The sequence below is a fragment of the Oryzomicrobium terrae genome (assembly GCF_008274805.1).
In the GTDB taxonomy this organism is placed as follows: domain Bacteria; phylum Pseudomonadota; class Gammaproteobacteria; order Burkholderiales; family Rhodocyclaceae; genus Oryzomicrobium; species Oryzomicrobium terrae.
This window is the reverse complement of sequence record NZ_CP022579.1, coordinates 199602-213138: the sequence shown is the minus strand read 5'-3', so window position 1 is coordinate 213138 and position 13537 is coordinate 199602. Positions and strand designations below refer to the sequence as shown.

Sequence of the window (13537 nt, the reverse complement as noted above, 5' to 3'; positions counted from 1 at the left end):
GCGGTTGGAGTGGGGCGCGAAACGATCGGGATGGCGCGGGGCCGTCAGAAGCCGCCGGGGCCGGCGGCCAGCCAGCGTTCGAGCTGGGGCAGCCGGTCGGCGCCGAGAAAGGGTTCGCCGTCGACGACGATGTAGGGGGAGCCGCATACGCCGCGCCCCAGGGCCGCCTCGACTTCCTGCTTGAGGCGTTCCTTGAGGGCCGGCGCGGCCAGGGCGTCGGCCAGGGCGGCACGGTCGATGCCCTGGGCTGCGGCCAGGTCGAGCACGGTGTCCGGGGCAGAGATGTCCCGATCGTCCACGAACAGGGCGCGATACAGGGCGCGGCCGAAGCTGCGCGCCTGGTCGGGGTCCTGGTCCCACAGCCAGTAGAAGGCCCGGGCAGCGACCTGGGTGGGGATGGGGAAGCGGCTCGGCGCCCGGTAGGGCAGGCCCATGAAGCGGGCCGAGCGGGCAAAGTCCCGAGCGACGTAGTCGCCCTTGAGGGGAGCCTGGGTGAGGGGCACGGCGCCGGTCTTCTGGAAGATCACCCCGAGCAGGACCGGGTGCCAGGTCACGGTGCGGCCGTAGCGTGCCGCCAGGTCGTCGATCCGTTCCGCCGCCAGGTAGCCGTAGGGCGAGGAAAAGTCGAAGTAGAAGTCCAGGGGCGCGCTCATGACGCACTCCGGACGGGCGAACCGGCGCTCCGGGCAGTACGGCCGCCGGGCAGGTGGTTGCGAAGCATGGGTGTCTCCTCCACGTTCTCATCTCCACGGAGCGCCGCCCATGGTCATGGGCAGGCCGCTCCCGTTGTGTTGTCCGGCGCCCCGTCCCGGTTGTTTTATGGTGGTGGCGGGGCGCCGGTTCGATTGCTTACTGCGACAAGCGACGGCCTCCCAGGACGCCGGTGGTGAACATCACGCCGACGATGGTCAGGGCGCCGCCCAGGTAGGCGGCGGTGGACAGCCGCTCGCCGAGCAGCCAGGCCCCCTGCAATACGGCGAACAGGGGCACCAGGTTGATGAAGGCCGCGGTGCGCGCCGGCCCCACCCGCTGCACGCTGTCGGCGTACCAGGTGAAGGACAGGGCGGTGCCGAGCAGGCCAAGAAAAAGGATCGCCGACCAGGCGGTCGGGCTGTAGTCGGGGACGCCCAGGTCGCCGTTGACGGCGGCTGCGGCGCCGAGCATGGCGCAGCCGATCAGGCTGGCGTAGGCGGTGGCGGCCAGGGCGCTCATGGTGGCGGTGGCGCGCCGGCCGATGAAGGTGTAGATGGCCCAGAAGACGACGCAGCCGAGAATCAGCACTTCGCCCAGGCCGATGGCGCCGGCGAACAGGCGGGTGGGGTGGCCGTTGGCGATCACCAACAGGCAGCCGGCCATGGCCAGGACGATGCCCAGGGCCTTGGGCGGGGTCATCCGGTCGCCGAAGAACAACCAGGCGGACAGGGCCACCACGGCGGGATTGAGGGCCACCACTAGGGCGCCCCGGCCGGCGGCAATGTGCTTCAGGCCGAACAGGAAGCAGAAGTTGTAGAGGGCAATGCCGGACAGGCCGAGCAGGGTGACGGTCAGCCACTCCTGGCGCGACAGTTTGGGCAGGCCGCCTTCGCTGACCACGGCCACGGCGGCCAGGGCCAGGCCGGCGGTGAGGAAACGCCAGAAGGCGGCGGCCAGGGGCGGGACTTCCTGGACCACGACGCGGCCGGCGATCCAGGTGCCGCCCCAGAAGAACATGGTGACGACGAGCTTGGCGAGGATGGCCGGGGTAAGCCGGGCGATTCCGGCGGCTTCGGCAGTGGCGGACGGGGAATTCAAGACGGGGGCTTTCGCGGGACGGACGGGAGGACGGCCGGCGCCCGCCATGCCGCGCACCGCAGGGTGCGCCATGGGGAGTGCGCCGGCCGTCCGCACGTTACAGCATCTCCACGCCGACAGCCACGGCCTCGCCGCCGCCGATGCACAGGGAAGCAACGCCCTTCTTCTTGCCGTACTGCTTGAGGGCGCCGATCAGGGTCACCAGGATGCGAGCGCCGGAGGCGCCGATCGGGTGACCCAGGGCGCAGGCGCCGCCGTGCACGTTGACCTTGGCCGGATCCAGCTTGAGATCCTTGATGGCGGCCATGGTGACCACGGCGAAGGCTTCGTTGATCTCCCACAGGTCAACGTCGGCCACACTCCAGCCGTTCTTCTTCAGCAGCTTTTCCATGGCGAAGACCGGGGCGGTGGTGAACAGGTTGGGTTCCTGGGCGTGGGTGGTGTGGCCGACGATCTTGGCGATGGGCGTCAGCCCCAGGGCCTTGGCCTTGGATTCCTTCATCAGCACCACGGCAGCGGCGCCGTCGGAAATCGACGAGGAGTTGGCGGCGGTGACGGTGCCGTCCTTCTTGAAGGCCGGCTTGAGGGCGGGGATCTTCTCGACCTGGGCCTTCAGGGGCTGCTCGTCCTGGTCCACCACGGTATCGCCCTTCTTGCCGGCGATGGTCACCGGAGCGATTTCCCACTTGAACAGGCCTTCCTTGATGGCCTTCTGGGCGCGCACGGTGGACTGGATGGCCCATTCGTCCTGGGCTTCGCGGGTGAAGCCGTAGGACTCGGCACACTCTTCGGCGAAGGTGCCCATCAGGCGGCCCTTCTGATAGGCGTCTTCGAGGCCGTCGAAGAACATGTGGTCGAGCAGCTGGCCGTGGCCCAGGCGATAGCCGCCGCGGGCCTTGGGCAGCAGGTAGGGGGCGTTGGACATGGACTCCTGGCCGCCGGCGACGCCGATCTCGTAGGAGCCGGCCAGCAGGCTGTCATGGACCATCATGACCGACTTGAGGGCGGAGCCGCATACCTTGTGGATGGTGGTGCAGCCGGCGGACAGGGGCAGACCGGCGCCCAGGGCGGCCTGGCGGGCCGGGGCCTGGCCGACGCCGGCTTGCAGCACGTTGCCGAACACCACCTCTTCCACCTGTTCCGGCTTGATGCCGGCCCGTTCCACGGCGGCCTTGATGGCCGTGGCGCCGAGCTGGGGTGCGGTCAGGCTGTTGAAGTCGCCCTGGAAGCCACCCATGGGGGTGCGGGCAACGGAAACGATGACGATGGGGTCAGACATAGTGCTCTCCTAGGTTGAAATGCTCCGGCCCGGAGGCTTTGCAGCCCCCGGGCGGATTCTTGCTCATGCGGTCTCGGCGAACAGCTCGCGGCCGATCAGCATGCGACGGATCTCGCTGGTACCGGCGCCGATCTCGTAGAGCTTGGCATCGCGCCACAGGCGGCCGGTGGGATATTCGTTGGTGTAGCCGACGCCGCCCAGGGTCTGGATGGCCTCGCCGGCCATCCAGGTGGCCTTCTCGGCGGTGTACAGGATCACCCCGGCGGCATCCTTGCGCAGGCTGCGGGCGTGGTCGGCGTTGTCGCAGGCGCGGCCGACGGCGTAGGCGTAGGCGCGGGCGGCGGACCACACCGAGTACATGTCGGCGACCTTGCCCTGCATCAGCTGGAATTCGCCGATGCTCTGGCCGAACTGCTTGCGCTCGTGCAGGTAGGGCACCACCGCGTCCATGCAGGCGGCCATGATGCCCAGGGGGCCGCCGGACAGCACGGCACGCTCGTAGTCGAGGCCGGACATCAGCACCTTGGTGCCGTTGCCGACGCCGCCCAGCACGTTTTCCTCGGGCACTTCGCAGTCGTCGAAGAATAGGGGGTAGGTGTTGGAGCCGCGCATGCCCAGCTTGTCCAGGTGGGTGCCGTGGGTGAAGCCCTTGAACCCCTTTTCGACGATGAAGGCGGTCATGCCCTTTGCGCCGGCGTTCACGTCGGTCTTGGCGTACACCACCAGGGTGTCGGCGTCGCCGCCGTTGGTGATCCACATCTTGGAGCCGTTGAGGACGTAGCGGTCACCCTTCTTCTCGGCCTTGAGCTTCATCGACACCACGTCGGAGCCGGCGTTGGGCTCGGACATGGCCAGGGCGCCGACGTGGTCGCCGGAGATCAGCTTGGGCAGGTACTTGGCCTTCTGCGCGGCGTTGCCGTTGCGGCGGATCTGGTTCACGCACAGGTTGGAGTGGGCGCCGTAGGACAGGCCCACCGAGGCGGAGGCGCGGGACAGCTCCTCCATGGCGATGATGTGGGCCAGGTAGCCCAGGCCGGTGCCGCCGTACTCCTCCTCGGCGGTCATGCCGAGCAGGCCCAGGTCGCCGAATTTCTTCCACAAGTCGGCGGGAAATTCGTTGTTACGGTCGATCTCGGCGGCCCGGGGGGCGATCTCCTTTTCGGCGAAATCGCGGATCGTGTCGCGCAACATGTCCAGGGTTTCGCCCAGGCCGAAATCGAGGGAAGGGATGTGCATGGTTTGTCTCCGGATTGTCGTTTTATATGGGGTACTGGGGGTACTGCGATTTCGGCCCGATGCTGCGCCAGCCTAGCGTTCCGGCCGGTTGGCGAGAACCATGATGGTCTGCTGCAGGGTGGCGCACAAGCTGGCCTGGCCATCCTTGTAGGCGAACACGTCGGCCCGGGTGACGACCAGGGTGCGCCCGGCGCGCACCACCTCGCCATGGGCCTCGATGTGGTCGCCGGCGGCCGGCGCCATCAGGTTCAGGGTGTAGGAAACGGTCAGCACGCTGCTGTCCGCCGGGGTCAGGGTCATGGCCGCGTAGCCGGCGGCGGAATCGGCGATGGCGCCCACCACCCCGCCATGGATGTAGCCATGCTGCTGGGTCACCGCGTCGTGGTGAGGCAGCTGGATGACGCAGCGCCCGGCGTCCACGTCGGCCAGGCTGGCGCCCAGGTGAGCCATGGCCTTCTGCCGGTCGAAGCTGGCGCGCACGCGATCGGCGAACTCGGCGTCGGCGGGGTAGAAGGCGGAACGGTGGGCTGGCATCGACGGCTCCAGGGGGCGGGTGGACAGGGAGTTTTTTACGTGACGTTGACGTAAACGTCAACATACGCCCGCGCAAAGCGCTCAGGCCTTGGCGCGGACCCGCTCCACACCGGCAGCCAGGGTATCGCCCTGGCTGGCCAGCATCTGCCGGCACTGCGCTTCGAAGGTATCGATCTCACCGAGCACCGCCTCGATGTCCTCGCGCTGTTGCAGCAAGGCGGCCCGGCGCTTTTGCAGCACGTCGAGAAAACGCGCCAGTTGGTGCACTTCGTCGCCGCGGCCGATGTCGTACATGTCGATCATCTCGCGGATCTCGGCCAGGGAAATGCCCAGTCGCTTGCCGCGCAGGGCCAGTTTGAGGCGGATGCGGTCGCGCCGCGAATAGACCCGGTTGCGTCCCTCCCGGCTCGGCGCGATCAGGCCCTGATCCTCGTAGTAGCGGATCGTCCGGGGGGTGATGTCGAACTCCCGGGCAAGCTCGGAAATGGTGTAGGTACGGGTAGTGGGCATGGAGTATCGAGGGCCGGAAAACGGGACCGGGTGGTCAGCCCGGGGGCTGGAGGGCTATAGTCGAAGAAAAGAGACAACACGCCTCCGGGAGTCCCGGAGTGTGGATAGGCCGAAACACCGCGGCATATCCCAGAGGGATGGGCGGCGCAAAACGCGACGCCACAGCCCCCCAGTGTAGTCAGTTTCCCCAACCCCTATCAATTCACGGACGTTTCATGACCACCGTTGCACCCGCTGCCGCCGCCCCCGGCGACCTCGCCGGCCAGCCCCGCTATCCCTTCCCCGACCTGCCCGCCCCGGGTGAGCGTATCGAAGTGGCACCCGGCGTCTGGTGGCTGCGCATGCCCCTGCCCTTCGTCCTCGACCACATCAACCTGTGGCTGCTCGAATCCCCCACCGGCTGGACCATCGTCGATACCGGCATCGCCAGCCCCGAGGTGCAGGCGGCCTGGGAAACCGTCCTGGCCGGGCTGGACAAGCCGGTGGAGCGCATCGTCGTCACCCACTTCCACCCGGACCACCTGGGCCTGGCGACCTGGCTGATGGCACGCACCGGCGCGCCCCTGGCCATGACCGCTGGCGAGTACCTGACCGCCCACGCGGTGTGGCATCAGAGTGCCGGCCACGGCACCGAGGACATGGTGGATTTCTTTCGCCAGCACGGCCTGGACGCCGAACGCTGCGCCCGACTGGCCGCCCGCGACGGCACCTACCGCAAGGGCGTGCCCGAGCTGCCGCGGCGCTACGACCGCCTCATCAACGGCGACACGATCCGCATCGGCGACGCCGACTGGCAGGTGATCACCGGCTACGGTCATGCACCTGAACACGCGGCGTTATTTTCCTGTAAGCATGACGTATTAATTTCCGGGGATATGGTCCTGCCGCGTATCACCACCAACGTCAGCGTCTTCGCCGCCACGCCCCGCGCCGATTCCCTGTCTCATTACCTGGAATCGGTGGCCCGCTACGGCGCCCTGGGCGACGACCCGCTTGTGCTGCCTTCCCACGGCCGGCCGTTCCACGGTCTGGGCGAGCGGGTGGCGGCGCTGGCCGCCCACCACGACGAGCGCCTGGCCGACGTGGAGGCCGCCTGCGCCGAGGCGCAGAGCGCCGGTGACCTGCTGCCGGTGCTGTTCAAGCGCGAGCTGGATGCGCATCAGGTGATGTTCGCCATGAGCGAGGCCATCGCCCACCTCAATTTTCTGGAACACGCCAGACGCTTGCACCGGGAAACCGGCAGCGACGGCGTGATCCGCTTCCGCCGCCCCTGACCCTGAGCCGGGGGCGATCCGTACCAGCGCAGTGCCGTATGACCTGATTCACCACAAGGAGACACCGATGTCGCAGCAAGTCGAGAACGAAACCGGCGCCCCCCTGCCCAATCCGGCCGAAATGGCCAAGTCCTACGCCGAAGTGGCCCAGCGGGCCTCCCGCTTGCTGACCCATTTCATCGAGAAGAAGGCCAAGGAAGGGGTCGCCCCCCCCTCCGATGAACTGGGCATCGCCCGGGCCTTCATGGATCTGTCGGCCCGGCTGATGGCCAACCCCTACAAGCTGGCCCAGGCCCAGATGGGCATGATGTGGGACTACTTCTCCCTGTGGCAGGGCTCCATGCTGCGCATGATGGGGGTCAATGCCCAGCCGGTGGCCACGCCGGCCAAGGGCGACAACCGCTTCCGCGACGAGGACTGGGAACAGCATTTCCTGTTCGACTTCGTCAAACAGTCCTACCTGATCGCCGCCCGCAACATCCACGATACCGTGTGCTGCGTCGAAGGCCTGGACGACAACACCCAGAAGAAGGTCAATTTCTACACCCGCCAGTACATCGACGCCCTGTCGCCGTCGAATTTCGCCTTCACCAACCCTGAAGTGTTCCGCGAGACGGTCAAGACCCACGGCCAGAACCTGGTCAAGGGCCTCAACAACCTGCTCCACGACATCGAGGCGGGGGACGGCCAGCTGCGCATCCGCATGACCGACACCAGCGCTTTCGAGCCGGGCAAGAACGTGGCCGCCACCCCGGGCAAGGTGGTGTTCCAGAACGACCTGTTCCAGCTGATCCAGTACGAGCCGACCACCAAGGAGCAGAACAAGACCCCCTTGCTGATCATTCCGCCCTGGATCAACAAGTACTACATCCTCGACCTGCGCGAGAAGAACTCCTTCGTGAAGTGGGCCACCGATCAGGGCCACACCACCTTCATCATGAGCTGGGTCAACCCGGATGCCCATCTAGCGCAGAAGAGCTTCGAGGACTACCTGCTCGAAGGCTCCCTGGCCGCCATCGAGGCGGTCTGCCAGGCTACCGGCGAGAAGGAAGTGAACATGGCCGGCTACTGTCTGGGCGGCACCCTGCTGGCCACCACCCTGGCCTACATGGCGGCCAAGAAGGACAAGCGGGTCGCCTCGGCCACCTTCTTCACCTCCATGATCGATTTCTCCATCCCGGGCGAACTGGGGGTGTTCATCGATGAGGACCAGGTGTCGTCCCTGGAAAAGAAGATGAACGAGCGCGGCTTCCTCGAAGGCTCCGAGATGGCCATGACCTTCAACATGCTGCGCGCCAACGACCTGATCTGGTCGTTCGTGGTGAACAACTACCTGATGGGCAAGGACCCCTTCCCCTTCGACCTGCTCTACTGGAACTCCGACTCCACCCGCATGCCCGCGGCCATGCACAGCTTCTACCTGCGCAACATGTACATGGCCAACAAGCTGAAGGACCCGGGCGGCATCACCATCGACGGGGTCAAGATCGACGTCTCCAAGATCACCACGCCGTCCTACTTCATTTCCACCGTCGAGGACCACATCGCCCCGTGGAAGAGCACCTACCTGGGCGCCCGGCTGTTCAAGGGGCCGGTCAAGTTCGTGCTGGGCGGCTCCGGTCACATCGCCGGGGTGGTGAACCCGCCGGTGGCCAACAAGTACGGCTACTGGACCAACCCGGCCGCCACCCTGCCGGAAACCAGCGACGACTTCCTCGCCGGCGCCACCCAGAACCCCGGTTCCTGGTGGACCGACTGGCAGACCTGGGTGAGCGAGCTCAACGGCGGCAAGACCGTCCCCGCCCGGGTTCCAGGCAAGGGCGGCCTGAAAGCCCTGGAGCCGGCCCCCGGCGCCTTCGTCAAGTTCCGCCTGGACACGGCGACGGCGGACTGAACGCCGCGGTAACAGCGCTAACGACCAACGGGGGCTTCGGCCCCCGTTGGCGTTTCTACGCCCCTGCCGCCCCCGCAAGCCCCGGCGGGGGCCAGACTCCCCCTGGCGGTGCAATGCCGCCGACGCCGGGTGACGGCCCTGGCCCCAGCGTTTCATCACCAGCGCCACGACGCCGAATCGCCCGGAACCCCGCGCCAGTATTGGCGTTACGGTAAGCGCAACGCATTACCCATCTATGCGTCCTATGACGTTCGCAGTAGAATCGGCCGTGCATACAAAAAATAAATCCTGGCATACCCGTTAGGCATAGTTGGTACGCTAAACGGAGCCCACCCCACTCAAGCCATGAAACGACTCTCCCTCTCCAAACAAATCCTCGTCATCGCCGCCCTCGCCACCCTGATCATGGTGCTCGTCCAGAACAGCGTGGTCGCCTACCTGGCCCGGCACAGTGCCATCGCCCAGACCGAGGCCGCCCTCAACGAGCAGGCCGCCCTGATCGTCACCACCCTCGAATACGCCCAGTCGTCGCTCAAGGAACAGGCCCGCAGCGCCCTGGCCGACTACCAACGCAGCCTGCCCGGCCCGGTGCACCTGACCGGGCGCATGATCAAGACCGGGGACATCGAACTGCCTGAAGTGGCCGCTGGCAACCTGGTGCTCAACAACAACTCCGCCTTTCTCGAAGCTTTCGCCAAGGCCAACCAGGGACGCGAGGTGGGTTGGCTGGTAGCCCATGAGGGCAAGCTGTACCGCATCGCCACCCTGGTCAAGCGGGCCAATGGCCAATACCGCAACGGCGAGGAAATGCCCGCCAACGCCCCCGGCTCATACACGCCGGACATCCTGGCCAACAAGCCCTACCTGGGCACGGTGCAACGGGGCGGCAAGATGAACGCCATTGCCGTGTTCCCGATCACCGACGACAGCGGCAAGGTGATTTCCGGGGTCGCCATGCGCATGGATGCGGAAAGCAACGTGGCCCTGCTGAAGAAGAAACTGCACGAGACGCGCATCGCCCAGACCGGCTACCCCTTCGTCCTGGCCGAGCCCTTCGGCGACCTGAAGGAAGGCATGTACATGATCCACCCCACCATGGAGGGCAAGAAGTTCTCCGAACTGGGCGCGCAGGGCGCCAAGGTGGGCGAGGCCATTCTGCAGCACAAGGAAGGGCTGCTCAGCTACGAATGGCCCGACGCCGACGGTAACCAGCGCGAGAAGGTGATCGTCGTGCGCGACCTGCCCGAGCTGCACTGGAAGGTCGGGGTCGGGTCGTGGACCGATGAATTCACCGGTGGCACCCGGGCCTTGCGCAACAAGGTGATCGGCGTCTCGGTGCTGCTCGGCCTGGCCCTGGTGGTAGCCCTGGCGGCCTTCGCCGCCTGGCGCCTGAAGCCGGTGTCCGGGCTGGTCCAGGCCACCGAGCGCCTCGGCGCCGGGGATTTCTCGGCGCCCTTGAGCGGCGACCCGACCAGCCGCAACGAGGTGGACGTGTTGTCCCGCTCCCTCGGCCAGGCCATCGCCTCGATCCGCGACCTGATCGCCGGCCTCAAGCACACCAGCGGCGCCTTGGGCAGCACCGCCCAGGAGCTGTCCGCCTCCTCCGCCGACCTGGACCAGGCCACCGCCGCCCAGAGCGAGGCCGCCGCCTCCATGTCGGCCTCGTCCGAGCAGCTCTCGGTGAGCATCGACCAGGTCGCCGAGGGCGCCCGCTCGGCCCTGGCCCTGACCCAGGAAGCCAAGAGCGTGGTGGAAACCGGCCAGAGCACCGTCGGCCAGGCCATCGCCGCCATGGAGGAAACGGCCCAGGCGGTGCAGCAGTCCGCCGACCAGGTGGGCGAGCTGGGCCGTCGCTCCCAGGAGATCGAACACGTCCTGACCGCCATCAAGGGCATCGCCGAGCAGACCAACCTGCTGGCCCTCAACGCCGCCATCGAAGCCGCCCGGGCCGGCGAAGCCGGGCGCGGTTTTGCCGTGGTGGCCGACGAGGTGCGCAAGCTGGCCGAGCAATCGGGCAAGTCGGCCCAGGAAATCTCCACCATCCTCTCCCAGGTCCAGGCCGGGGTCGGCTCGGTGCGCGAGACCATTGGCTGCGCGGTGGACCAGGTGGCCCGCTCGGTGGATGCCTCGCGCCAACTGGAAAGCGCCCTCGGCCAGGTAGCCGAGCACTCCGGGCAACTGGCCGAGGCCATCGAGGACATCGCCGGGGCCACCCACGAACAGGCCAGCGCCGCCCAGAGCATCGCCCGTCAGGTCGAGCAGGTGGCGGTGATGGCCGAGCAGACCGGCCGCTCGGCCCAGACCAACCGGGAGCGCTCCGATTCCCTGCTCCAGTCCGCCGAGACCCTGTCGTCCGATACCAGCCGCTTCAAGGTTTGACGGTACCCGACCAGGGGCGCCGCTGGAGGCCTATCGCGGGCACTTCCGTCGGCGGCACCCAACTCACCGGAAAAGCAGGCGCGGGTAGCCGCCATTTCCCACGGTACCGCCCTCAACAGCCGACAAAACTCCACATTGACAACGGCGACCACGCCGCGAGGGGCCCGAAACCGGCTTGCGGCACCCTAAGAAAATGGGAATTTCGCGAGAGATAACGACGAAATCCGCCATAAAGCCACGCTTTTCCCCGCCCTCACCGGCAAGCACCGCACCAGGCCTGGCTCTCCGCCAGGCCTTTTTTATGGCCCTGTGGATTAAGACCACATTACAAAAGTGGTATTTCCCCTACAATCGGACTAGACGCACCAAAGAAGTGCGCCTCTCCGGGGGATGCCATGCCCCGTCACTGCAAACACAACAACCACAAGCGCCCATGAGACACCTGCCACTCTCCAAGCAAATCCTCGCCGTGGCCGCCCTAGCCACTCTCCTGATGATCGTGGTGCAAAGCAGCGTCATTGCCTATCTGGCCCGGGAGAGCGCCCTGGCCCGCACCGAGACCGTGCTCAACGAGCAGGCGGCGCTGATCACCGCCACCCTGGAATTCGCCCAGGACTCGCTCAAGGCCCGGGCCATGGAGAACCTCAAGGCCTTCGAGCGCACCCTGCCCGGCCCGGTGCGCCTGTCGGGGCGGACCGTCCACACCGGCAAGACCGACCTGCCCGAGCTGGTGGCCGGCAATCTGGTGCTGAGCGGCAACCGGGATTTCCTCGAGCAGTTCGGCAAGCAGAACAACGGCCGCGAAGCCGCCTTCCTGGTGCGCCAGGGCGAGCGCTTCTACCGGGCCGACACCCTGCTCAAGGATGCCGGCGGCGTGTCGCGGATCGGCGAGGCGGTGCCGGAGAAGGAAAACTACATGCCGGCGATCCTCAAGGGCGAGCCCTACGTCGGCACCATCCAGCGCAGCGGCAAGATGTACGCCATCGCCGTCAGCCCGGTGAAGGACGAGGCGGGCCAGACCGTCGGGGCCATCACCATGCGTCTCGACGCCGAGAGCAACGTTGCCCTGCTCAAGGAAAAGCTGCTGGCCATGAAGGTCGGCAAGAGCGGCTACCCCTACGTGCTGTCCGAACCCCACGGCGACCAGAAGGAAGGCATGTACGTCATCCACCCCAAGCTCGAAGGCAAGAAGCTGGCCGATGCGGGCCCGGCGGCAGCCTCGGTGGGCGAGCAGATCTTCAAGATCAAGACCGGCATGCTCGAATACCCCTGGGCCGATGCCGAAGGCAAGATGCGCGACAAGGTGGTGGTGGTGCGGGAAATGCCCGAACTGCACTGGATCGTCGCCGTCGGCTCGTGGACCTCGGAATTCACCGACGACACCCTGGCCCTGCGCAACAAGATGATCGGCCTCTCGGTGCTGCTCGGCCTGGCCCTGGTGGCCGCCCTGTCCGCCTTCGCCGCCTGGCGCCTGAAGCCGGTGTCCGGGCTGGTCCAGGCCACCGAACGCCTCGGCGCCGGTGACCTGTCGGTGGCCCTGCACGGCGACCCGGCCAGCCGCAACGAAGTGGACGTGCTGTCCCGCTCCCTCGGCCAGGCCATGGCCGCCACCCGGGAGTTGATCGCCCGCCTCAAGGACACCAGCGGCGCCCTGGGCAGCACCGCCCAGGAGCTGTCCACCGCCTCCGCCGACCTGGATCAGGCCACCGCCTCCCAGAGCGAGGCCGCCGCCTCCATGTCGGCCTCGGCCGAGCAGCTGTCCACCAGTATCGACCAGGTCGCCGACGGCGCCCGCTCGGCCCTCGACCTGACCCGGGAAGCCGGCAGCGTGGTGGCCACCGGCCAGGTGACCGTGGGTGAAGCCATTGCCGCCATGGAGGATTCGTCCCAGGCGGTGCAGCAATCCGCCGAGCAGGTCAGCGAGTTGGGCCGTCGCTCCCAGGAGATCGAGCACGTCCTGTCCGCCATCAAGGGCATCGCCGAGCAGACCAACCTGCTGGCCCTCAACGCCGCCATCGAGGCGGCCCGGGCCGGCGAGGCCGGGCGCGGCTTTGCCGTGGTGGCCGACGAGGTGAGGAAGCTGGCCGAGCAGTCGGGCAAGTCGGCCCAGGAAATCTCCGCCATCCTCTCCCAGGTTCAGGCCGGGGTCGGCTCGGTGCGCGAGACCATCGGCTGCGCGGTGGACCAGGTGGCCCGTTCGGTGGCCGCCTCGCGCCAGCTCGAAGTGGCCCTGGGCGAAGTGGCCGACCGTTCGGCCCAGGTGGTGGATGCCATCGAGGACATCGCCGGCGCCACCCAGGAACAGGCCGGTGCCGCCCAGAGCATCGCCCGTCAGGTCGAGCAGGTGGCGGTGATGGCCGAGCAGACCGGCCGCACCGCCCAGACCAACCGGGAACGGGCCACCACCCTGCTCGGCGCCGCGACCAGCCTGGAGACGGATACCAGTCGCTTCCGCTTGTAAGACCGACGGCCGCCGGATGCTCCCCCCGGATCGCGGGCGGGGGCGCCCGGCCCCGGCACACCGCTCATGCCTGCCCGGCCCGCGCCGGGCGTTTTTTCGTCCGGCGCTCCCGGCGGCCCGCGCCGCAGCCACTCCTGCCGCCGGCCATTCGCGCACATTCCTGCACACCACCGCGCCAA

General features: G+C 67.5%; 10 protein-coding genes. 4 read left to right on the top strand and 6 right to left on the bottom strand.

Annotated elements, in window-relative coordinates; translation table 11 throughout:
* Positions 1-44: 44 nt before the first annotated feature.
* From OTERR_RS00925 to OTERR_RS00900, 6 genes are all read right to left on the bottom strand, one after another.
* Positions 45-653, bottom strand: a complete 609-nt coding sequence (locus tag OTERR_RS00925; protein ID WP_149424569.1) for a 2-hydroxychromene-2-carboxylate isomerase — start codon at positions 651-653, stop codon at positions 45-47.
* A 196-nt stretch (positions 654-849) separates the two neighbouring features.
* Positions 850-1791, bottom strand: coding sequence for a DMT family transporter (locus OTERR_RS00920; RefSeq protein ID WP_187775275.1), 942 nt, complete (start codon positions 1789-1791; stop codon positions 850-852).
* A gap of 97 nt (positions 1792-1888) precedes the next feature.
* Positions 1889-3070: an acetyl-CoA C-acetyltransferase gene (locus OTERR_RS00915; RefSeq protein ID WP_054619724.1), complete on the bottom strand. Its 1182-nt coding sequence runs from the start codon at positions 3068-3070 to the stop codon at positions 1889-1891.
* Between the two features lie 63 nt (positions 3071-3133).
* A complete protein-coding gene (locus OTERR_RS00910; protein ID WP_054619725.1) occupies positions 3134-4306 on the bottom strand; it encodes an isovaleryl-CoA dehydrogenase in 1173 nt (390 codons plus the stop codon).
* A 72-nt stretch (positions 4307-4378) separates the two neighbouring features.
* A complete protein-coding gene (locus OTERR_RS00905) occupies positions 4379-4840 on the bottom strand; it encodes a PaaI family thioesterase (protein ID WP_054619726.1) in 462 nt (153 codons plus the stop codon).
* A gap of 81 nt (positions 4841-4921) precedes the next feature.
* Positions 4922-5350 carry a MerR family transcriptional regulator gene (locus OTERR_RS00900; RefSeq protein ID WP_054619727.1) on the bottom strand — a complete coding sequence of 143 codons (429 nt, stop codon included), beginning with the start codon at positions 5348-5350 and terminating at the stop codon, positions 4922-4924.
* A gap of 215 nt (positions 5351-5565) precedes the next feature.
* Between OTERR_RS00900 and OTERR_RS00895 the strand changes: the two genes are divergently transcribed.
* From OTERR_RS00895 to OTERR_RS00880, 4 genes are all read left to right on the top strand, one after another.
* Positions 5566-6624 (top strand): MBL fold metallo-hydrolase, encoded by a 1059-nt coding sequence (locus tag OTERR_RS00895; protein ID WP_149424567.1) that lies wholly within the window; start codon positions 5566-5568, stop codon positions 6622-6624.
* A gap of 67 nt (positions 6625-6691) precedes the next feature.
* Complete coding sequence (locus OTERR_RS00890; protein WP_149424566.1) at positions 6692-8518, top strand: PHA/PHB synthase family protein; 1827 nt, start codon at positions 6692-6694, stop codon at positions 8516-8518.
* 345 nt (positions 8519-8863) lie between these two features.
* On the top strand, positions 8864-10897 hold the full coding sequence (locus tag OTERR_RS00885; protein WP_149424565.1) for a methyl-accepting chemotaxis protein: 2034 nt from the start codon (positions 8864-8866) through the stop codon (positions 10895-10897).
* A 433-nt stretch (positions 10898-11330) separates the two neighbouring features.
* A complete protein-coding gene (locus OTERR_RS00880) occupies positions 11331-13358 on the top strand; it encodes a methyl-accepting chemotaxis protein (RefSeq protein ID WP_187775274.1) in 2028 nt (675 codons plus the stop codon).
* Positions 13359-13537 lie beyond the last annotated feature (179 nt).